Source organism: Haladaptatus sp. QDMS2 (genome assembly GCF_029338295.1).
In the GTDB taxonomy this organism is placed as follows: domain Archaea; phylum Halobacteriota; class Halobacteria; order Halobacteriales; family Halococcaceae; genus QDMS2.
This window is the reverse complement of the sequence record NZ_CP119791.1, coordinates 1,939,855-1,959,649: the sequence shown is the minus strand read 5'-3', so window position 1 is coordinate 1,959,649 and position 19,795 is coordinate 1,939,855. Positions and strand designations below refer to the sequence as shown.

The window sequence follows — 19,795 nt, the reverse complement described above, 5'->3', positions numbered from 1 at the left end:
TCAGCCGAAGTGCTGTGCGTAGAGGTCGCGTGCGTGTTCGATGGCGTCGTACGCCGCCTGCTTGTCTTCCCAGCCCTGCGTCGTGACTTCCTTGCCCTTCTCTAGGTTTTTGTACGTCGAGAAGAACTCGTCAATTTCGTCGCGCAGGTGCTGTGGGATGTCTTCTAAGTCCTCGATGTGGTCGAAGCGTGGGTCCTCGTTCGGAACAGCGATGACCTTGTCGTCCTGTTCGCCATCGTCGTCCATCTTCATGAGGGCGACCGGACGGGCTTCGATGATGCACCCGGGGAACGTCGCGTCCTCTACGAGGACGAGCGCGTCGAATGGGTCTTCGTCGTCGTAGTACGAGCGCGGGATGAACCCGTAGTCGCTCGGGTAGTGGACGTTCGAGTGAAGTACGCGGTCGAGGACGACACCGGGGATGTCCTTGTCGTACTCGTACTTGTTGCGTTCACCTTTGAGACACTCGACGACGACGTTGATCACTTCGGGCGAGTTCGGCCCTGTCTGCAGATCTTCCCAGAGATTCGCCATGCACCTGCGTGTCGGTGAGGGGGGAAAAAAGTCCTTTCGGCATGCCCGCGAGGTGGCGCCACACGCTGACCCTATCTGCTCCACAGCACGCCGGTTCCCACCAATCTGTCGGCAATAAGCACCGGTAGCCGGCGTGAAACCCGCTGATTGGTTGAGAAGTGTTAAATGGATTGGTGACATATCATCCCCTATGTCAGAGGCACAAGCAGTATCGAATGACCTGGGCATGGTCCGGAACCTGACAGCGTTCCAACAGAACATTCTCGTCATCCTGAGCGAAAAACCGATGTACGGGCTCGCAATCAAGCGGGAACTCGAGTCGTACTACGGCTCAGAGGTGAACCACGGGCGTCTCTACCCCAACTTAGACGACCTCGTGGAGATGGGACTCGTAGAGAAGAGTGAACTCGACAAGCGCACCAACCAGTACGCACTCACCAGCAAGGGTGAGGGCGCGGTCGTCGACAAACTCGAGTGGATTCTCTCGAAGTTCGTGAACGAGGACGACCGGGCGTCAACCGTTCGCGACATCATCAACAAGCAGCTATAACGGCGGCGACTCTCTGCCCGCGAGTTCGAACGCTCGCGCCAGACTCGCTCGCACAATCGTTTTTTGCGCGTCGGTCGGCCACGTGTTGCGCAGATAGTACTCTGAGAGGAATTCTTCTACCTCTGCGGTCGTCGCGGAGTCCAGCCGCCGAACGTAGTGGTTGCCCATGAAATCGGCGAACTTCCGGACGTTCGCCGCGTGGTCGTCACCGAACTCGGTGCTGATCTGTTCGACGAGAGCCTGATTGTGCGCTTCGACGGCTTCCCACTCGCTCTCCGCGCCGGTGCCGTCGATGACGCGCTCTATCGCCCGCGACGTATCCCGGATGCGGTCGAACTGCACCTCGTCGTCTTCGACCCACTCGGTCGGGTACAGCACCAGCGTGTGGCGCGTTCCTTCCTCGCGGACGCGAGCGACGAAATCGTATCCGGCGACGAGCTGGTCTCGCCGTGCTCGGTGAGCCGCCGCCTCGTTTTCGTCGACGACTGAAAGCGCCAGTCTCGTCAGTCGCTCTGCCTCAGCTATCACGTCGTCAGGTACTTCAGGCATCGTCGAGGGCCTCGTTCGCAAGCTTGTCAGCGTGTTCGTTTATCTCTCGCGGAACGTGGTCGAGCGACCACTCGCCGAAGTTTCCGAGCAGTTCGTGGACGCGTACTCGTCGTTCGCGCATCCCGGGGTCGTTTGCGTTCCACTCGCCGCGAACCTGCTTGACGACGAGTTGGGAGTCACCGCGAACGTGTATCTCGTCGAATCCGTAATCGGCGGCGACTTCGAGTACCGTGATGAGCGCCTCGTACTCGGCTCGGTTGTTGGTCGTCTCACCGATTCGTTCGCTCCCCTCCGCGACGATACCGTCGCCGGTCACGATGACCCAGCCGACGGAAGCCGGACCGGGATTCCCGCGGCTCGCGCCGTCGAAGTAGAGGTGCGCGCGGCCGCCACCACCTTCGAGGAGGCCAGCCAGTCGAGCGGTGTTCGTTCCCTGAATCACGACCTTGTCCGCGTAGGCGACGGCCGTCGCGCCCTCGTAGGAGGCCCGCCACTGCTCGTGGTCTGTGTTGCCTGCTTGCACTTCGATACCCGCCGCTTGCAGGCGGTCTCGGGCCTCTGCTACATCGCACTCGATGACTGGCATTGGAGGTGAAGTCACTGATAGTCTAATATACGATTTCCGGTTTATCTTTCCGGCAACACAGTCTCACATCGGCGCTGTACTGCGGTTTTTCGCTGGTGTGATCTGTACCTGTCCTCGGACGAGCCACAAGATCCACACCAAGGGTTTAAGTAGCTCGGTGTTACTACTATAAAAATGCGATGACACGGTCCACCCGAACACGGGAGCGTACGCTCGAGGAGGAATCAACCGGGGAGGAGCGAGAGGGGGTTCGCACTTGTCCTGAATGTGAATCTGAGAATCTTGTCAAGAGTACAGACCGGGGGGAGATTGTCTGTGACGACTGTGGCTTAGTCGTCGAAGAGGAAAACATCGACCCAGGTCCGGAGTGGCGGGCGTTCAACCACCAGGAACGCCAGCAAAAGTCGCGTGTAGGTGCACCGACGACGCAGACGATGCACGACAAGGGGCTTACGACGACCATCGACTGGAAAGACAAGGACGCCTACGGCCGCTCTATTTCGTCGAAAAAGCGCAGTCAGATGCACCGACTCCGCAAGTGGCAAGAGCGCATTCGCACGAAGGATGCGGGCGAACGGAACCTGCAGTTCGCGCTCTCCGAAATCGACCGCATGGCCTCCGCGCTCGGTGTGCCACGGTCAGTCCGCGAAGTTGCGAGTGTTATCTACCGCCGCGCATTGAAAGAAGACCTCATTCGCGGACGTTCGATTGAGGGGGTCGCCACGTCCGCACTCTACGCCGCCTGCCGCAAGGAAGGCATCCCGCGTAGCTTAGAGGAGATTTCCGAGGTCTCGCGTGTCGAACGCAAGGAGATTGGCCGCACCTATCGCTACATCTCACAGGAACTCGGTCTCGAAATGCGTCCAGTGGACCCGAAGAAGTACGTCCCCCGGTTCTGCTCTGAACTCAACCTCTCTGAAGAAGTTCAGTCGAAGGCAAACGAGATTATCGAGACGACCGCCGAAAAAGGCCTGCTGTCCGGCAAATCGCCGACCGGTTACGCCGCCGCTGCTATCTACGCCGCTTCGCTGCTCTGCAACGAGAAGAAGACCCAGCGAGAAGTCGCAGACGTCGCGCAGGTCACCGAGGTCACCATCCGGAACCGCTACCAAGAACAGATCGAAGCGATGGGCATCCACAACTAGGCCCGTCCACCCTGCCTTTTATCACCGAAGCCGCGACCACGGAGTGACATCACCTGCACGCCAGCCACGGGACGCACTGCGGTCGTGCGACACGCCGTCTCGTGGGCGGATTCGGTGTCGCCTGCTCGCCACGAACGAACATTGAAGGCCGTCCCAGCCGTCGGTTTACTCGAATGCGGCTCGACGAATTCATCGAGGGACTCGAACGCGACCCCGACGCCGAGCGACGGCGGCTCGCGGCCGAGAAATCCTACGAAATCCTCGACTACATCGACAATGCCCAGCGGTCGTTCAACGAGGTGTTACAGGGCGATTCGCTGTTCGGGAGCAGTGCCCCGTCTATCTTCGTCGGCCGGTCTAATTACCCCCGCGTTTCGACGGGCCTGCTCTCTCCGATGGATCCCGAGTCGAACGCCGCAGACTTCGCGACCAGCGGCGAGTGGTACCGCCAGGGGCTGAGCATCGACGACGTGTTCCAGCGTCGAACCGGTCTCCTCAACTCGACGCGCTCTGCGGCCGTCGACGTCAACGACGTGTGGGACGGCTTCGTCGGCGTCCAGCGAGAGGTGGCAATCGCGGGCCGCCCGGTCGATGTGGAAATCGGTCTCGACAACGCTTCCTCGCTCGACTTACAGCCGACCATCGACGAGATTTCGACCCCGACAGGCCCGCGAGCTCGCGCTCGGTCGGCCGACCTCGCCGAGAATCCCTACATTCCGCGGCCGGTCCAGAAGACGCTCGAAGACGACGACTGGCAGGCACAAGGGGCGATGAACTATCTCTACCGTCGCGGATTCGACGTCTACGACATCAACAAGATTCTCTCGGCGGGGGCACTCGGGCAGGCTCAGACACGGAAGCTGGTTCCGACGCGCTGGTCGATTACCGCCGTCGACGACACGGTCGGCCAGTATCTGCGAGGGCGCATCCGCAACGCGCCGAGCATCGACTCGGTGCAGGTGTGGACGAACGAGTACATGGGCAATCAGTTCTGGGTCGTCCTCGCGCCGGGCAGCTGGGAGTTCGAACTCGTCGAGATGAAAGCACCGGGAAGCATCTGGAACCCCGACCCCGGTGGCGCACTCTGGATGGGGGCCGATTCTGAGGGCTACGAGGGCCGCATGGCCTACGTCGACGAAACGTCCGGGGCGTACTACGCCGCCCGGCTCGGCGTCCTCGAACATCTGGAGTCCATCGGGCGGCAGGCGAAGTGTCTCGTCCTTCGGCACGTCTCCGACGACTACTGGGGGCCGGTGGGCGTCTGGCAGGTCAGAGAGAGCGTGCGAAACGCCTTCGACGGCGACCACGGTGAGGCTGAGTCGTTCCACGATGCGGTTCGACAGGTCGCACCGCTCTTGCCGGTCTCGCTCAACGACCTCCGCAGAAAATCGTCGATGGTGTCGGGGATTCAGGCGAACCTCACCGACTTCTCCTGATCACTCGCTGTCGAGGTTCGCGAACGCCTCGTCGACGAGTTCGCCCGTCTCTGCGACCAGTTCCTCCCACTCCTCGTTATCTGGAGCCATGCCGAGCAGGCGCGCTGCTCGCATGATGCTCACGTGGTAGACCTGTTGGACGCCGGGTTCTTCCTCCCAGATGACGACGTTGCAGGGGAACAGCGCCCCAATCTTGTTGTCGCTCGCGTCGAGCGCCCAGTCCGCCATCTTCGGGTTGCACGCGCCGAGGACGTAGTACGGGTCGCGGCCTGCATCCACCTTCTCGTTCAGCAGTTCGGATGGCGAAAATTCGGTGGCGACGCCGAATCCAGCGCTCGTGAACGCCTCACGAACGTGCTCGATTGCTTCGTCGTGGTCCATCCGGAGCGTCGCCGTCTCCTCGCCGATGGCCTTAGGGTCGAGTTCTGACGGGTCGAACGTTGGGCTCATAGCCGGGGGGACGGACGGCAGAGCAAAAAGGCTTCTCGCTAGAGTGGAATCGGAAGCCAGCGCAACCACGAGAGCACCTGCTCGGGCGGGATGAGCGGGTCGTGCAGGACGAGCCAATCGAGCAGCGCGAGCCCCATCCCGTGGGCGACGATAGAGGGGAGAATGGAGTTGCTCTTGTAGTCTACGGCACCGAACAGCACGTCCGTCGGCCCGGAGAGGAGAATCTCGATTGGCGGCTTGCCGAGGTGGTGGAAGGTGTATACGATTGGGCTGATGAACACGCTCTTAAAGCCAATCTCGCGAACGCTGACGCACAGGAGGCCACGGTAGTAGGTCTCTGCGGCGACTACCACGACGAATTGCTTTACAGTGTGTGGGAGAAACTCGCCGAGTGCAGCCCCCGTCTCCCACATCGGGTAGTAGGTTCTGACCGAGGGGAGTGAGGAACCGACGATGTAGAAGGGTAACACGAACAGCGCGAGCAGGACGGTGTTCTTGAGCGCGAGGCGGTCGACGCGCCAGCCGAGGTGCTTGCCGTAGAACAGTGCAAGCGTGGCTGGGCCGACGATGTACACGACCGACTCGCGGACTACCCGCTGGTTGAGGCCGGTGGTCTCCCACTCCATCCAGACGATGGTGAGGATGGCTCCCCAGAGAAGTGCGAGTTGCACCCAGGACAGCGATGGGAGTCGCCGTCGCAGCGCCTCGGTTGCCACCTTATTCGGTCGGGACCGGGCCGGTGCCGATTGCCGTGCGGACGTCGTCTACGAACTCCTGCCGGGTGGAGAAGTACGGCGTGTCGATCTTCGCGAGGACGTCGGCGAGCGACTGTGGCCCGTCCGGCGTCCGGATGACCGTGTCGCCCTCGCGGCGTTCGATTTCACTGTGCTCGATGCCCCACGTCAGTCGGGACGCGACGCGAGCGAGCGGGATGCCTTCGACGGCTTCACCCTCGCCGAGTTCGACTGCCGGCCCAGTCTCTTCTTCCACTTCGTCTGCCATGGGACGACGTTTGCTTGCCCCGTGATTAGACCTTTCGACTCGCGGCGTTTTCGCACGCTCTAGCATCGCGTACACGCGCAAGTCGCGCATAGTGACAATAAATAGGGCAATGTCTGACGTACTGTTTTGTGGAGGGGAAGTGTAGACCTCGTCATGACCAGCCTTACGGAGGTGTACGAGAGGAACGTGGGCACTGAAGCGAGCCTCCAACGGCTGTATCTCGGCCTCGGGCTGTTCGGCGTCGGCGCGGTCCTCGTTGTCCTCGGCATCATCGTCGCCACGACGCAGGTCGTCGGCGATATCCTCTGGCAATCGCGGGAGGTCGCGGGCGTCCTCGCGGGCATTGGCCTGCCTGCCGTCTTCGTGGGCATCTTCAGCGTCCTGCCGGCGGGACGGCGCACTCGGGTACTCGCCACCCTTGGCGCGAGCGTCTCGTTGCTCGGTGTCGCACTCTTCTGGTATGCGTTCCCGAAGATGTGGTTCCAGGACCCGGTCGACCTCACGCTCCCCGTCGTCGCGGTCTACTTCCTCGGTACGATGACCACACTCTGGTGTCTGTTCGCCGGCGTGACGAACTTCAAAGTTCGCAACAAGCCGGGCGGAACGGTCAAACTCGAAGTAACCAAGGAGGGCAAGACGCGCATTGTCGCCGTCGATGGCCCTGCGCTGTCCGGTGGCCTCGGTGGCATTGGCCTGCTCGGTGCACAGCCGGACGGCGAAGTCGAGACGCAGACGGCCGTACAGAAGTCCCGACAAACCTCCCGGCACGCTCGCCAGATGAGCGACGGCGGCGCGGACGCCCGTCAGCGACGGGACATGTCGTTCGACGACGGCGCAGAACTACTGGACCAGCCACGCCAGCAGCGACCCGCCGACCCGTACTGTGGCAACTGCGCGCATTTCCAGTACGTCCAGACCACGCAGGGACGCAAGCCCTATTGTGGGGCGCACGACGAACTGATGAGCGACATGGAACCGTGTGCTCAGTGGCAGTCGAATCTCGACGATTAGAGCGATTCGAGCGTCTGTTCGACGCGGTCCCAGTGGCTCCCTTTCCAGAAGAACTGCCCGCAGTCACGACACCGCCACAATGCGGTCACCTCGTCCGGGACGTATTCGGGGCGTGAATCGGATGTACTCGGTTCGAGCGAGCCGTTACACCGCCCGCAGTACGCCGGTTCTGCGAGCTCAAGCGTGAGGCCGGCGGCCTCGAGTTCGCGCAACTGCTCGTGTACGTCGCGTTCTCGAAGGAGGATACTCGCGTGGCTTTGCGCTGCGAGTAAAACGTCTCGCGTGAGCAGTCTCCGGTCTTCCTCGCGGGCAAGCGCGAGTAGTTCGTCGTCCGCTTCGATGTTACGGTCGAGCGCGTAGACGGTGTCGTAGCCGCACATGCGCAGATAGCTCGCGAGTCGGCCAAGCATCACGTCGAGCAGCAGCCGCGGTGCCATCACTCGATGAACTCGCGCACGTCGTCGGTCGGCCAGGTGTTGACCACGTCGTCTGCCTCAGCCCACCCGCGACGGGCCGTGTGGACGCCGTAGCGAATGAGCGAGTAGCTCGCCGGGCTGTGGGCGTCGGTGTTGATGGAGATTGTCGCGCCGTGTTTCAACGCTTGCTGGACCATGCTCCCAGAGAGGTCGAGGCGGTGGGGATTCGCGTTGATTTCGAGGGCAGTCTCGTGTTTTGCGGCGGCTTTCGCAACCGCCTCGATGTCAAATTCGAGACCCGATCGCTGGTTGAGCAACCGACCGGTTGGGTGGCCGAGGATGTTCACGTCCGGATTCGAGACGGCCGTGACGAGGCGGTCTGTGGCGTCCCCGTCGAGGCCGCTGTGCGGCGAGGCGACGACGATGTCCAGTGCCTCTGCAACCTCGTCGCCGATGGAGATGCCGCCGTCTGCGTCGATGTTTGCTTCGACGCCCGCGAACACCTCGATATCGGCGTCTGCAGCCACCGAGCGAATCTCCTCGAGCTGTTCGAGCAACTCCTCGTCGTCGAGACCGACCCCACCGACCATGCCGGGACCGGTCGCGTGGTCGGAGATACAGAGGTACTCGTGGCCGAATTCTGCGGCCCCTTCGACCATCTCGGCGATGGTGTTGTTTCCGTCCGACCACTCGGTGTGGAGGTGCAGGTCTCCTCTGATGTCGCGCTCTTCTACGAGCGTCGGGAGGGTGCCATCGAGGGCGGCCTCGATCTCGCCGCGGTCCTCCCGGAGTTCGGGTGGCATCCACGGGACGCCGACAGCGTCGTACATGCTCTCTTCTGTTTCCCCAGCAATGCGCTCGCCGACGCGCTGGCCCGCATCCGGGTCGTCTACGCCGCTCACGTCGAACACGCCGTACTCGTTCATTTTGAGGTCCTGGTCGATGGCGACGTTGCGGAGGTGAACGTTGTGGGCCTTACTCCCAGTGAAGTACTGGAGCGCCGCGCCGAAGTCGGCGACGTCGACCACGCGAAGGTCGATTCTGAGACCCGACGAGCGCACCGAGGCCTTCTTGGTCCCGGATTCGATGACGACGTCTACGTCGGGCCACCCGGTGAACGCCTCGATGAGGGCTTCGGGGTCGTCGCTGCCCGCGAGGATGTCGATGTCGCCGATGGTGGCTTTCCAGCGTCTGAGGGAGCCTGCGACCTCCCACTTTTCGGCCTCGGCGACGTCCTCGAAGTACGCGAGAATCGATTCGGCGAGCGGGCGGGCGTCCCCGAGCAGTTCGCGCTGCTGGGACTCGCGGGCGAAGGGGATGTTTTCGAGGATGTTCTCCTCCGTCTTCGCGCCGAATCCCGAGACCTCCTGAATCTTTCCGGCTTTCGCGGCCTCCTCCAGTTCGTCGAGCGTGGTGATGCCGAGTGCTTCGTAGAGTTTGCCGACGGTTTTCGGCCCGACGCCTTCGACGGCGGTGAGTTCCGCCATATCGACCGGCAGCTCTGCTCTGAGTGCTTCGAGCTCCGCGATTTCCCCCGTCTCGAAGTACTCGATGATCTTCGAGGAGATGGCGTCGCCGACGCCCGAAATCTCTTCGACGGTGTCCTGTCCGTCTGCTGCGAGCGCTTCGATGTCGCGGTGGTGCTCTCGGATGTTCTCTGCGGCGTTCCGGTACGAACGGGGTTTGTACGCCACGTCATTCGCGTCGAGGAGGTCTGCGAACTCCTCGAACAGCGTCGCCACCTCGTCGTTTCGGCTCATCGACCCCGCCCCTGACTCTTCTCCTTGCCGAGGGCCTGTTTCAGGAAGTTCATCCACCGTTTCTGGTCTGCGGCCTGCTGGACCGACATCTTCTGCTCTAAGTTTGCCGGCCCGAGCTGTTCGAGCGCGTTCAACGCCCGGTCGATGCCGATAATCGTGTTTACCAGCTCGTCTGCCTCCTCGACCGTGATGTCACCGTCTTCGAGACGGGCCAACCGCTCGTTTCGCTCGCGTCGGAGGTTCTTTTTCGCCTCGTCGACCTCGGCCTGTTTGCCGTCGGGAATCGTATCGAGGCGCTTGATTTCGAAGACGAACGACCGCAGGTCGAGCGGCTCGCCCTGTACCGTGATGCGGTCGGGGATGTCCGCACCCACCGTCGCGCCCTCGCGTTCTACGCGTTCAAGGCGCTGTTTTCGCTCGAACTCTTTCACAGGTTGTCTACAGGGTCGACAGGCAAAAATCTACAGCCCCGCGCCTGTGTGTGCCGACGGAATCACCCCAACCCCTTTTTATGCTCGGGTGCTTATCGCCACCAATGGCGACGTGTGACCAGTGTGGCAGACACGAGAATCTACCCTACAACTGCCGACACTGTGGTGGGACCTACTGCTCGGAGCACCGGCTGCCCGAGAACCACGCCTGTCCGGGCTTAGATAATTGGAACGACCCGAAGGGCATCTTCGCGAGTGACTTCGACGACAGCGTCCGGTACGAGGGCGGGCGCTCAGAGTCCGTGTTCGACCGCGTGGGCGTGAACACCGGGACCGGCGGTCCACTCGGCTATTTCCGGGGCAACATGACCTACGTCTTCCTCGGGCTGATGTGGATCTGGTTCATCATCGAAATCGCCCTCTTCCCGCTGCTCGTCGCACCCCAGAACTCCCCGCTGTGGCGGGCCGTCTTCGTTCTCACGCCGCAAAATCCGGAGTTCGTCTGGACGTGGATTACCTCCATCTTCTCCCACGGCGGCTTCACGCACATCGCAATCAACAGCATCGTGCTGTACTTCTTTGGCCCCATCGTCGAACGCCGCGTTGGTTCGACGAAGTTCGTCGCGCTGTTCCTGGGCGCGGGGATGGTCGCCGGGCTGGCACAGATTGGGGCGACGATTATTGCCTCGCCGGGCGCACTCGGCGGCGGCGTCGTTGGCGCGAGTGGCGCTATCGCTGCGCTCATGGGCGTTCTGACGGTGCTGAATCCGAATCTGCGCATCTATCTGTACTTCATCATCCCGATGCCGCTGTGGATTGCCACGGCGCTGTTCGCGGGCTACTCGGCGCTCGTCTCCGCCTCGTTCGGTATCGGCGCGGGCGGCGTCGCCCAGCTCGCCCACCTTTCGGGCCTCGGCATCGGTCTCCTCTACGGCTACATCCTGAAACAGCGCGGTGAAAGCGCGCCAGAGCAACTCCAGTTCGGCGGCGGTGGTGGACGCGGACCTGGCCGGGGGCGCGGCCCATTCTGAGCGTGAAGCACCCCGAATTCGTCCCCGACCCGTCGCTCTCGCGCGGGGAGATGGAGCAACTCCAGCGCGACATCGCGGCAACCGCAATTTTCGAAGACGACACTGAAATCGACCCGACGACGGCCATCATTGCAGGCGTAGATCAGGCGTTCCTCGACGACGAGACGGCAGTGAGCGCCATCGTCCTGATGCGAAACGGTGCGGTCATCGAGAAGGTGTACGCCATCTCACCGGTCGAAATCCCGTACATTCCGGGCCTCCTGTCGTTCCGCGAAGGGCGGTCCATCCTCGACGCCTTCGAGAAACTGGAACTGACGCCCGACCTCATCATGTTCGACGGCAGCGGGCGCATCCACTTTCGGGAGGCGGGCATCGCCACACACATCGGCGTGACCCTTGACGTGCCGTCGATTGGCGTGGCGAAGAGTCTGCTCTGCGGGCATCCGACCGGGTCGCTCGATGGCCTCCCCGAGGGCGCTCGCGTCCCCATCGAGGCTGACGACTCGGTGACCGCGCCTGCGGGCGAACTCATCGGTTACGCCGTCCAGACCCGCCAGTACCCGAACTCGATGAAGATAAATCCGCTATACGTGAGCGCTGGCCACCGCGTGAGCGCGGAGACGGCCGCAGACCTCGTGGCGGCGACGGCGACCGAGTACAAGTTGCCGGAACCGACGCGACTCGCCGACAACTATGCGGCAGAAGTGAAGCGAACCACGGACAGTTAACTATCCCCGGCCAGTGAGTGAGGGCATGACGAAGACGGTCCTCATCACTGGGTGTTCTTCCGGCATCGGCCGTGCCACCGCACAGGAGTTTCTCGATACGGAGTGGGAAGTGTACGCCACGGCCCGCGACACAGAAGACATCGAGGGGCTCGAAACCGCCGGTGCTCACACTGCTCGCCTCGACGTCACCCGCAGTGCGCACGTCGAACGCGTCGTCGAACGCATCGTCGAAGAACAGGGACGCATCGACTGTCTGGTCAACAACGCCGGCTACGGGAAACTCGGCCCGGTAGAGGACGTGACACCACAGGAGGCTCAACAACAGTTTGACGTGAACGTCTTTGGCCCCCACCGCCTCATCCGCTCCGTCCTGCCGCACATGCGCGAGGAGGGCGACGGAACCATCATCAACGTCTCCTCGGTACTCGGGCGCATCTCCATGCCCGGAACCGGCATCTACAGCGGGTCGAAGTTCGCCCTCGAAGCCATGTCCGACGCGCTTCGCGTCGAAGTAGACGAGTTCGGAATCGATGTCGTCCTCGTCGAACCCGGTCCGGTCAAGACGAAATTCAACGACCGCGTCGAAGACGAACTCGACGAACTCGAACGAACGGCAGCCTACGAAGGGTTCTACGAACTGTTCGACGACACCGTGCTCATCGGCAGTGACACCTTCGGCGCAGTCACACCAGAGCGCGTGGCAGAAGACATTGTCGAGGCGGCGTTCTCACCGAATCCACACACTCGTTACCAGGTCGGCAAACCCGCCGAGTTGGGCGAATACGCCCGGTTTATCCCTGCGAACTGGATCGACTTCCTGTACCGCCAGGCGCGTCGTTTCCTCTAGTCGAGGCAGGCGGCGACGACTCGTAACATCCGTTCTCCGCGAACTTCGTCAGCAAAGAGTGGCACACGCTTCACGTCGTGACCCATAAACAGGTCCTGTGCCTTCGTGAGTGCGTTCTGCTGGACCTTCCAGCGTCGCTGGCAGAACTCACAGGAGTCGAGGTTCGGCGAGATGAACCAGTCGGTCTCGATGCCGGTCACGTCCGTCAGGTCTTCCATCACCTGATTGACCACGACCGTTCCGACGGGAATCTGGTACTCTCGAAGCCGGGCGAGCAGCCGCTGGGATTCGACGACGCTCATCTCTTCTGGCACCATCACGATGCGGAAATCGGTCTTCTGCGGGTCGCGAAGCGTCGCCCGGAGGCGTTCGATGCGGGCGGCGAACGCCTCTAAATCGCCGATACCGGCTTCGGGATCCTGCCCTTCGCCGAACATCCCCTTCAGTCCGTCCATCATCCCGCTGAATCGCTGGCGGAGTTTGATGAAGCGGCCCACCATCGAGTCCAGAACCTCCGGCAGTTCGAGCAGTCGCAGGGTGTGCCCCGTCGGCGCGGTGTCGATGACGACGCGGTCGAATCGCTCATCGTCCATGTACTGGAGCAGGAGGCGCATCGCCGCCGCCTCGTCCGCGCCGGGCATCGTCCCGCCCATCAGTGGGTTCGCGTCGTCACCGTCTTCGCCGCCGAGCAGTTCGCCGAGGCCGCCCATGCCGCCCATTCCCCCGGCTCCGCCTTCGCCGAAGATGCCGTCTTCCATCGCGGCGTCTGGATCGATTTCCGCGCCGTAGAGCGGGACGTCGTCGCGGATACGAGCCGGCTCCGCGGCGATTTGCGTCTCGAAGGTGTCGGAGAGCGAGTGGGCCGGGTCCGTCGAAACGACGAGGGTCGACGTTCCATCGCGGGCGCTCGCGAGCGCCGTCGCCGCCGCCATCGTCGTCTTCCCGACGCCGCCCTTGCCGCCGTACAGCACGTATTCGGGGGCGTCGATGCCAACGGGAACGTCTGCGTCATCGATCGACTCCACCGGCTCGACCGTCAGGTCACTCATACGCGCCCGTTACCGGCGGGGACTTGTGTACTTCTCGGTCGCTCCAAGGTTTCAAATACGATGTCGGTACCAGTCCGCCACGGACGCTCCCGCGCTCCCCGTCTGGCGCGGCGTAGTCGCAACCACCAACTACGAGTCCGAGTATCCCAAGCGGGAGTCGCTAGAAGAAGTCAGCCAGTCGGGTGGCCGCTTCAGTCGCTCGCGGCGTCACGAGCGCGAAACGCAGCCAGTCGCTTCGCTCCTCGCCGAACGCTTCGCCAGGCATCCCCGCGACGCCGGCTTCGTCGATGAGTCGGAACACGTTATCCAGCGTGCCCGGGAAGCCGTCGAATCGCGCCATGACGTAGAAGCCGCCCGCGGGACGCGTGTAGGTAGCCCCGGCTTCGTCGAGCGCAGCGGTGAACGTCTCGATGCGCTCTCCAAGCAGTTCTCGCGTCTCTTCGTGGTAGGACTCGGGGGTTTCTTTGAGCGCCCGCAGAACGGCGTACTGGGAGGGATGCGGGCTGGTGACGTTCACGAGCATGTGTCGCGTCCGCGCAGCGGCGACCAGTTCGTCCGGGAAAATCGAATAGCCGACGCGAAAACCCGTGATGGCAAACGACTTCGAGAAAGACTTCGTGATAATGCAGTTGTCAGATTCGAACGAGAGCGCGCTTGTGAACGTCCCCGAATGGTCGAACTCGTCGTAGACTTCGTCGCTCACGAGGAAGGCGTCGTGTTCCTCTGCAATCGCGACCAGTTCGGCCATGATGTCGTGGTCGTACACGGCCCCAGTGGGATTGTTCGGCGTGTTAACCATGATGAGCGCTGTCTCCTCGCTCGCGATGGCCCGAACCGCATCCGGCTCGAGCGTGCCGTCTTCGGCGACGGGAACGTATCGTGGCGTGCCCCCGAGCATCTGCGTCTTGCCCGGATAGTAGGGATAGACGGGGTCGGTGAGAATCACTTCGTTGCCCGTGGCTTGCTCCAGCGCGCCAGCCATGGCCAGATAGTTCGCCTCGCCGCCGCCGTTGGCGATGACCACGCGCTCTGCAGCGACGCTTTGGCGCTTCGCAATCTCTTCACGGAGCGCTACCATCCCGTCGCTCGGCGGGTACTGGAAGGCCTCGCCACCGAGGTCAGCGTACTCGTGGAGGCCGTCGCTGATGGCGGGTGGAGCGCCCCAATCGGGATTCCCACTCACCATGTCGATAACGTCCCTGTCCGCGTTTCCGGCGTACTGCATGACCCGGAAGAACAGCGGCTCTTCGTAGTCCATGTCTCACCTCATCGGAGGGGATGGTTGTTTCTTTCGCCCTGTAGTTTCTTGCGCGAAGCGACCCTTGGTTCGAGCATGACCGACGACGCAATCGAGGCTCGCTTGGGTGACACACTCCGAGAGACTGGCGGAACCATCGCCGTTGCGGAGTCCTGTACCGGCGGGCTCGTCGGGTCGCTTCTGACGGACGTGCCGGGCTCCAGTGACTACTTCGACCGGAGCGTCGTCTCCTACTCCTACGACGCCAAGCGCGCACTGCTCGCCGTCAACCGCGAGACGCTCGACGAACACGGGGCGGTGAGCGAACCGGTCGCTCGCGAGATGGCACAGGGCATTCGCGACACGGCTGACACGACGTGGGGCGTCGCGACGACAGGTATCGCGGGGCCAGACGGCGGCACACCGGAGAAACCCGTGGGGACGGTGTTCATCGGCGTTGCCTACGCCGGCGAGTGGGGCACGCAAACTTCCCAGACGACGGTCGTCCGCCACCAGTTCGATGGGACGCGCACGGAGATAAAACGACACATCGCAATCCAGGCGCTCGAAGACGTGCTTGCCGCTGTGACAGAAAAACGGAAAGCCTTGTAGGCAGTCGCTCCGTCCACTCCGCTGTCGATGAACAAACGTGGTCATGTGCTGAACGCCCTGTTGCTGAGCATCGGGCTCGGATACATCCTTCATCCGAGCGGCGACGTAGAGACGCTCCGAACTATCGCCGAGGTGAGCGTCCCCGTGGTCCTCGGTGCGCTCTTTCCCGACGTGGACACGGCCTTCGGCCGCCACCGGAAAACGCTGCACAACCTGCTCGTCCTCGGCATCTTCGCGGCGTGGCCGACGTACTTTGGCAATCTCCACTACGTCTGGATTGGAATTCTCACCCACTACGTTCTGGACGTTCTCGGGTCGCGGCGTGGCATCGCGCTGTTCTACCCGTTCGAGAAGGAGTACAATCTCCCCGTCGGGGTGCCCGTGAGCAGTCGCTACGCCGACGCGGTGATGCTCGCGGTGACCGCTGTCGAACTCGTCGCGGCGGCGGTCATCGTCTATCGAGAACCGCTCGCGCAACTCGGCCTCCAGTCACTTGGGATTGCCTAGTAGACGCTGACGTCGTCGAACCGGCCGTCGTAGGCGATGTTGTCCGGGTGGGTCGGTTCGGTGCCGGAGAGAAAGAGGCGGTCTATCTTCCCGTAGCTGTTCTCGTAGCCGAGATGGGCGAACTCCGCCAGACAGCGAAGCCGATGGCCGAGTCCCGTCCGATAAACCACGCGTCGAGTGACCTGTTCTTTGAGGGCGGTGACGAGGTCGTCTGCGGATTCGAACGATGAGTCGAACGCAGTCCACGCCTCCCCGATGGTCCCGCGGAGGTGTGCGTACGAGGAGGTGAATCCGGGCAGCGACAGGTCTCTGACCAGTTCGGCGGCACGCCGGTTCTGGTGGGGCCAGTGTTTGGGATTGTAGGCTTCGATGCCGTGAATGCGGTCTGTAAACCGTTCTATGTCCGGCTGTTCCATACTGACCGTGAGAAATTCGGGGTGTGGGACGAGGACGGCAGCACCCTGCCGTGCGAGTTCCGTCATCGCGCCTTCGAGCGTGATGAAGTCAGGAACTGGCTCGGTGAGACCGAGGGCGAGGATGTGTTTGCGCGTCTTCCAGTCGCCAGTGAAGATTTCGCGGGCGGGAACGACGAGCAGGTCCTCGTCTGAGTACCGCGTCGCGCGTGCTTCGATGGTAGAGAGACGGGTAAAGTGGGGTGCATAGACGAGTGCGTCGATACCGCGGGCTTTGGCCCGCGCTACGACCTTCTCGTCGAGAATCTTCACGTGCATATCGACACGGAACTCGTCGCGACTCACGTCCGCTGGTTCGGTGGTAGGGGATTAATCGATTCTGATTTGCTCGACAGTGGAGGAAACTGTATATATCACTATATCCATGAATTCTGTACGGATGTCACCTTGGGAGTGCGCCATCGATGGCTGCGGCGAGCAGTTTGAGCGCGTAGAAAGTGCAGCTGTCCATCAGGCTACCGACCACGACCACCACGCCTGTCAGGTTTGTGGAACGACGTTGCCAGATGGTTACTTCGCCATCAAACACGCGTTCGAAGAACACACGCGGGCTGAATACGTCCGAGCCTACGATGCGAACGCGGCTGACGTTCGCCGCCGCGAGAGCATCCTCGACGATATCGAATCGGCCGTCGATTTAGACGAAGTGCTCGCGCGTATCGAACAGGCCGGCAACCCTGCCTGACGTTAATCTCTTCCTGTTGCTTCTCGATTGCTGGAACGGCTGAAAACGAGCGGCGGACTAGCGCTCTTCTGAGTCGAGGACGCGAATCTGGTCGCCGCGCACGGTCACGGGAATCGGAACGGTTGCCTCGTAGAGTTCGACCGTCACCTGGTCTTTGCCTTCGTCGATGCGCTGGACCTGTGCCTTCTCGCCCTTGAACGGCCCGGCGATGAGTTCGACGATGTCGCCCTCCGCAATCCCTTCGACGTCCGGTTTCGGCGAGAGGAAGTGTTCTACTTCGCCGATAGAACTCTCCCCGGGGACGATAGTTCTGGCGTGTGGGATGTCTTCTAAGACGCGCTTGATGACGGCGTCGTTGTCGGCTTCGACCATCACATAGCTCGTGAGGGAGTCGGGAGCGAGCGCAGCGTGAATCTCGTCTTCTTCACGGTTGATAATCATGTCTGCGACCGTCCGCTCCTGGCTCGCGGTCGTCTTTACGGCGTAAATCGGCATCGCTTATGCACCGCCTGGGACGAAACTCATGATTACGAAGATAATGAATCCGAGCAGACCGACCAACACGATGCCCGCACCGGCGATCTTCGCAATCTGAGAGAACTCCTCTCGCGATGGCGTACTCGCAAGCTTGAGCACTCGTGTGTACGACGAGAGCTTAAACGGAACTTCCATGTCGAGGTGTTACCTCTCCGCCTTTTTCTATTTATTGCTTACAGCCTCACCCGCCGATGGTGAACAATTCGGGGGTGACCGCGCTCGCAGTCTGGCGATATGCGTCGATTATCTCGGTTGCCCACATCCGTACTTGCTCGTCGTCGGTGACGATGAGCGCCCGCGGCATTCGCTGGTCGTCGGTAATACCGAGCAGGGTCAGTTCGTCCGCCAACATGACCACGTACGGCACGTCGTCCTCGTACCTGTGGACGGTCGCGTTCCCCGTCTCAACCATCTCGGCCATCTGCGTGGCGAGCACCGGGTCTGCACGGATGGTCTCGATGACCGCCGTCGTGAGCACGCCATCGAACCGCTGGGTTCCGTTGACGACGGCCTGCCAGTCCGCTTCGAGATTCTCCGCGGCCACCGAGTGGGTGAGCACTTCGACGTAGTCTGCCTGCCGGAGGTAGGCGGCGGCTCGTCTGACCGGTGCGAGCGGGTCGCTCTGCGTGGGCCGTACGATGGTCGCATCGTTGAAACATGTAAGCTGGAAATCGAAGTCGTCGGCCGGCAGCCACTGGATGATGTCGTGGAGATTGTCGGCTGTCTCCATCGTCGCGATGAGTCGGTTGAACTGGGTCGCGACCAGTCGGCCGATGGCCGTCGCGCGGAACTCGCCGTCTTCCTGGCGTATCCACCCACGAGCGGTGAAGTCGCCGAGAATTCGTCCGAGGGTGACCCGTGAGGCACCCGTCGCCTCGCGCAGTTCGTCGCGGGTACACGGTCGCGTCGCGAGTGTATCCAAGATTACCACCCGGTTGTTCGAACGAGCCAGAAACTCGATGTCGGCCAGCGGGTGGTCCATGTAGATACTGGGTACCCCTGCTATATGAGGTTCGCTAGACTGTACAGAAACGGGGGACGTTCGCGATTATTCGACGAAATCGATGTCGTCGCGAACCTGCTGTGAGGCTTTTTCGCGTTCTGCTTCGCTCTTGCCGTAAATCTGCGGCGATTCGACGCCGGTGACGACGATCATCGTCTCCATCTTGCCCTCGTATTCGTCGTTGACCGTCGCGCCCCAGATGATGCGGGCGTCTGGGTCGATGCGGTCGTAGATTTCTTCGACGACGCCCTCTGCCTCTTCGATGCTCATGTCGGGACCACCAACGACGTTGACGAGCGCAGAGTTCGCGCCCTTGAATTCGACGTCGAGCAGTGGCGAGCGCAGTGCAGAGCGCACGGAGTCTTTCGCCTTGCTTTCGGTGTCGCTCTCGCCGAGCCCAATCATGGCGACGCCGCCGTTCTCCATGATGGTGCGAACGTCGGCGAAGTCCACGTTGACCAGCCCTGGTCGGGTGATGAGCTCGGTCATGCCTTTGACCGAGCGCATGAGCACGCGGTCACAGATTTTGAAGGCGTCCTGCAGTGGCATGTTCGGCGCGTAGTCGAGCAGTCGGTCGTTCGGGATGACGATGACGGTGTCTGCGACCGAGCGCAGGCGCTCTAAGCCGGCGTCCGCGTTCGCACGGCGACGTTCACCCTCTGCGGTGAACGGAATCGTCACGATGGCGATGGTGAGCGCGCCCGCGTCCTGAGCGGCCTGCGCGACGACGGGCGCAGACCCGGTCCCGGTGCCGCCGCCGAGACCAGCGGTGATGAACACCATGTCGGACCCGGTGACGGCTTCGTTGATGTCCTCGATGTCCTCCTGGGCGGCTTCTTCGCCGATTTTCGGAACGGAGCCAGCACCGCGGCCGCCGGTGCGCTGCCGACCGATGAGAATCTTGGTGTCCGCTTTCGTGTTGTTGACGAGGTGTTGGGCATCCGTGTTCGCGGCGACGAGTGTCGCACCGAGAATGCCCTCCTCGGCCATGCGCGTCACCGTGTTACTCCCCGCGCCACCGCAGCCAACGACCGTAATCTCCGTCTTCAGGTCGTCGACGACCGAGAGCAGCTCCTCGTCGGTCATCGTCCCGGACGTCTTCATACCCTGCCCGTTCGCTCCATTCTGTGCCCCCTGAGGTGCCTCCTCGCCTCGGTCTTGCTCGGCTTCCTCGATAGCGTCCTCAATAATTGAGTCCATGTAATACGGAGTGGTT

26 protein-coding genes are annotated in these 19,795 nt (G+C 62.2%); 10 read left to right on the top strand and 16 right to left on the bottom strand.

The window, feature by feature from the left end; all coding sequences use genetic code 11:
* Nucleotides 1–534, bottom strand: a complete 534-nt coding sequence (locus P1M51_RS10690) for an inorganic diphosphatase (protein ID WP_276248193.1) — start codon at nt 532–534, stop codon at nt 1–3.
* A 190-nt stretch (nt 535–724) separates the two neighbouring features.
* Between P1M51_RS10690 and P1M51_RS10685 the strand changes: the two genes are divergently transcribed.
* Nucleotides 725–1,084 (top strand): PadR family transcriptional regulator, encoded by a 360-nt coding sequence (locus P1M51_RS10685; RefSeq protein ID WP_276248192.1) that lies wholly within the window; start codon nt 725–727, stop codon nt 1,082–1,084.
* Here the strand turns inward: P1M51_RS10685 and P1M51_RS10680 are convergent.
* Both P1M51_RS10680 and rnhA read right to left on the bottom strand, forming a co-directional pair.
* Entirely contained in the window at nt 1,079–1,633 is a 555-nt protein-coding gene (locus P1M51_RS10680) for a rnhA operon protein (RefSeq protein WP_276248191.1), read from the bottom strand. The two genes, P1M51_RS10685 and P1M51_RS10680, sit on opposite strands and share 6 nt — an antisense overlap.
* Nucleotides 1,626–2,219, bottom strand: a complete 594-nt coding sequence (gene rnhA, locus P1M51_RS10675; RefSeq protein WP_276248190.1) for a ribonuclease HI — start codon at nt 2,217–2,219, stop codon at nt 1,626–1,628. The genes P1M51_RS10680 and rnhA overlap by 8 nt, the downstream gene beginning before the upstream one ends.
* A gap of 179 nt (nt 2,220–2,398) precedes the next feature.
* Between rnhA and P1M51_RS10670 the strand changes: the two genes are divergently transcribed.
* Complete coding sequence (locus P1M51_RS10670) at nt 2,399–3,364, top strand: transcription initiation factor IIB family protein (protein WP_276248189.1); 966 nt, start codon at nt 2,399–2,401, stop codon at nt 3,362–3,364.
* 173 nt (nt 3,365–3,537) lie between these two features.
* Nucleotides 3,538–4,800 carry a DNA repair protein NreA gene (gene nreA / locus P1M51_RS10665; protein WP_276274440.1) on the top strand — a complete coding sequence of 421 codons (1,263 nt, stop codon included), beginning with the start codon at nt 3,538–3,540 and terminating at the stop codon, nt 4,798–4,800.
* Here nreA and P1M51_RS10660 read toward each other — a convergent pair whose 3' ends face one another.
* The 3 genes from P1M51_RS10660 to P1M51_RS10650 are packed head-to-tail and all read right to left on the bottom strand — an operon-like array spanning nt 4,801 to nt 6,252.
* On the bottom strand, nt 4,801–5,250 hold the full coding sequence (locus P1M51_RS10660) for a DUF302 domain-containing protein (protein WP_276248187.1): 450 nt from the start codon (nt 5,248–5,250) through the stop codon (nt 4,801–4,803). It lies immediately after the preceding gene.
* Between the two features lie 38 nt (nt 5,251–5,288).
* Entirely contained in the window at nt 5,289–5,966 is a 678-nt protein-coding gene (locus tag P1M51_RS10655; RefSeq protein WP_276248186.1) for a CPBP family intramembrane glutamic endopeptidase, read from the bottom strand.
* A gap of 1 nt (nt 5,967) precedes the next feature.
* Nucleotides 5,968–6,252 carry a DUF5789 family protein gene (locus P1M51_RS10650; RefSeq protein ID WP_276248185.1) on the bottom strand — a complete coding sequence of 95 codons (285 nt, stop codon included), beginning with the start codon at nt 6,250–6,252 and terminating at the stop codon, nt 5,968–5,970.
* Between the two features lie 153 nt (nt 6,253–6,405).
* Between P1M51_RS10650 and P1M51_RS10645 the strand changes: the two genes are divergently transcribed.
* Nucleotides 6,406–7,263 carry a hypothetical protein gene (locus P1M51_RS10645; RefSeq protein WP_276248184.1) on the top strand — a complete coding sequence of 286 codons (858 nt, stop codon included), beginning with the start codon at nt 6,406–6,408 and terminating at the stop codon, nt 7,261–7,263.
* Here P1M51_RS10645 and P1M51_RS10640 read toward each other — a convergent pair.
* The 3 genes from P1M51_RS10640 to P1M51_RS10630 are packed head-to-tail and all read right to left on the bottom strand — an operon-like array spanning nt 7,260 to nt 9,870.
* Nucleotides 7,260–7,700 (bottom strand): Mut7-C RNAse domain-containing protein, encoded by a 441-nt coding sequence (locus P1M51_RS10640; protein WP_276248183.1) that lies wholly within the window; start codon nt 7,698–7,700, stop codon nt 7,260–7,262. The genes P1M51_RS10645 and P1M51_RS10640 overlap by 4 nt on opposite strands.
* A complete protein-coding gene (polX, locus tag P1M51_RS10635) occupies nt 7,700–9,439 on the bottom strand; it encodes a DNA polymerase/3'-5' exonuclease PolX (RefSeq protein ID WP_276248182.1) in 1,740 nt (579 codons plus the stop codon). The genes P1M51_RS10640 and polX overlap by 1 nt, the downstream gene beginning before the upstream one ends.
* The gene (locus P1M51_RS10630; protein WP_276248181.1) at nt 9,436–9,870 is read right to left on the bottom strand and encodes a DUF5788 family protein; all 435 of its coding nucleotides are present in this window, start codon (nt 9,868–9,870) and stop codon (nt 9,436–9,438) included. Before P1M51_RS10630 ends, polX begins: the two co-directional genes overlap by 4 nt.
* 104 nt (nt 9,871–9,974) lie before the next feature.
* Between P1M51_RS10630 and P1M51_RS10625 the strand changes: the two genes are divergently transcribed.
* Genes P1M51_RS10625 through P1M51_RS10615 form a run of 3 tightly spaced genes read left to right on the top strand, consistent with a single transcriptional unit; the run spans nt 9,975 to nt 12,476 of the window.
* Nucleotides 9,975–10,901, top strand: coding sequence for a rhomboid family intramembrane serine protease (locus tag P1M51_RS10625; protein ID WP_276248180.1), 927 nt, complete (start codon nt 9,975–9,977; stop codon nt 10,899–10,901).
* Nucleotides 10,902–10,951: 50 nt separating this feature from the next.
* On the top strand, nt 10,952–11,629 hold the full coding sequence (locus P1M51_RS10620) for an endonuclease V (protein ID WP_369685103.1): 678 nt from the start codon (nt 10,952–10,954) through the stop codon (nt 11,627–11,629).
* Nucleotides 11,630–11,654: 25 nt separating this feature from the next.
* Nucleotides 11,655–12,476 (top strand): SDR family oxidoreductase, encoded by an 822-nt coding sequence (locus P1M51_RS10615; RefSeq protein WP_276248179.1) that lies wholly within the window; start codon nt 11,655–11,657, stop codon nt 12,474–12,476.
* Here P1M51_RS10615 and P1M51_RS10610 read toward each other — a convergent pair.
* Both P1M51_RS10610 and P1M51_RS10605 read right to left on the bottom strand, forming a co-directional pair.
* Nucleotides 12,473–13,525, bottom strand: a complete 1,053-nt coding sequence (locus tag P1M51_RS10610; protein WP_276248178.1) for a TRC40/GET3/ArsA family transport-energizing ATPase — start codon at nt 13,523–13,525, stop codon at nt 12,473–12,475. The genes P1M51_RS10615 and P1M51_RS10610 overlap by 4 nt on opposite strands.
* Nucleotides 13,526–13,685: 160 nt before the next feature.
* The gene (locus P1M51_RS10605) at nt 13,686–14,783 is read right to left on the bottom strand and encodes a pyridoxal phosphate-dependent aminotransferase (protein WP_276248177.1); all 1,098 of its coding nucleotides are present in this window, start codon (nt 14,781–14,783) and stop codon (nt 13,686–13,688) included.
* A gap of 75 nt (nt 14,784–14,858) precedes the next feature.
* Here P1M51_RS10605 and P1M51_RS10600 point away from each other — a divergent pair, with 75 nt between their 5' ends.
* Together P1M51_RS10600 and P1M51_RS10595 are read left to right on the top strand one after the other, a co-directional pair.
* Nucleotides 14,859–15,374, top strand: coding sequence for a CinA family protein (locus tag P1M51_RS10600; protein ID WP_276248176.1), 516 nt, complete (start codon nt 14,859–14,861; stop codon nt 15,372–15,374).
* A gap of 27 nt (nt 15,375–15,401) precedes the next feature.
* The gene (locus P1M51_RS10595; RefSeq protein ID WP_276248175.1) at nt 15,402–15,881 is read left to right on the top strand and encodes a metal-dependent hydrolase; all 480 of its coding nucleotides are present in this window, start codon (nt 15,402–15,404) and stop codon (nt 15,879–15,881) included.
* Here the strand turns inward: P1M51_RS10595 and P1M51_RS10590 are convergent.
* Complete coding sequence (locus P1M51_RS10590) at nt 15,878–16,612, bottom strand: PHP-associated domain-containing protein (protein ID WP_276248431.1); 735 nt, start codon at nt 16,610–16,612, stop codon at nt 15,878–15,880. The two genes, P1M51_RS10595 and P1M51_RS10590, sit on opposite strands and share 4 nt — an antisense overlap.
* A 121-nt stretch (nt 16,613–16,733) precedes the next feature.
* Between P1M51_RS10590 and P1M51_RS10585 the strand changes: the two genes are divergently transcribed.
* On the top strand, nt 16,734–17,039 hold the full coding sequence (locus P1M51_RS10585) for a hypothetical protein (protein ID WP_276248174.1): 306 nt from the start codon (nt 16,734–16,736) through the stop codon (nt 17,037–17,039).
* Nucleotides 17,040–17,096: 57 nt separating this feature from the next.
* Here the strand turns inward: P1M51_RS10585 and P1M51_RS10580 are convergent, their stop codons facing one another.
* From P1M51_RS10580 to ftsZ, 4 genes are all read right to left on the bottom strand, one after another.
* Nucleotides 17,097–17,534: a transcription elongation factor Spt5 gene (locus P1M51_RS10580; protein WP_276248173.1), complete on the bottom strand. Its 438-nt coding sequence runs from the start codon at nt 17,532–17,534 to the stop codon at nt 17,097–17,099.
* A gap of 3 nt (nt 17,535–17,537) precedes the next feature.
* Complete coding sequence (locus P1M51_RS10575; protein WP_276248172.1) at nt 17,538–17,711, bottom strand: protein translocase SEC61 complex subunit gamma; 174 nt, start codon at nt 17,709–17,711, stop codon at nt 17,538–17,540.
* A gap of 46 nt (nt 17,712–17,757) precedes the next feature.
* A complete protein-coding gene (locus tag P1M51_RS10570; protein ID WP_276248171.1) occupies nt 17,758–18,558 on the bottom strand; it encodes a winged helix-turn-helix domain-containing protein in 801 nt (266 codons plus the stop codon).
* Between the two features lie 66 nt (nt 18,559–18,624).
* On the bottom strand, nt 18,625–19,779 hold the full coding sequence (gene ftsZ / locus P1M51_RS10565) for a cell division protein FtsZ (RefSeq protein WP_276248170.1): 1,155 nt from the start codon (nt 19,777–19,779) through the stop codon (nt 18,625–18,627).
* Nucleotides 19,780–19,795 lie beyond the last annotated feature (16 nt).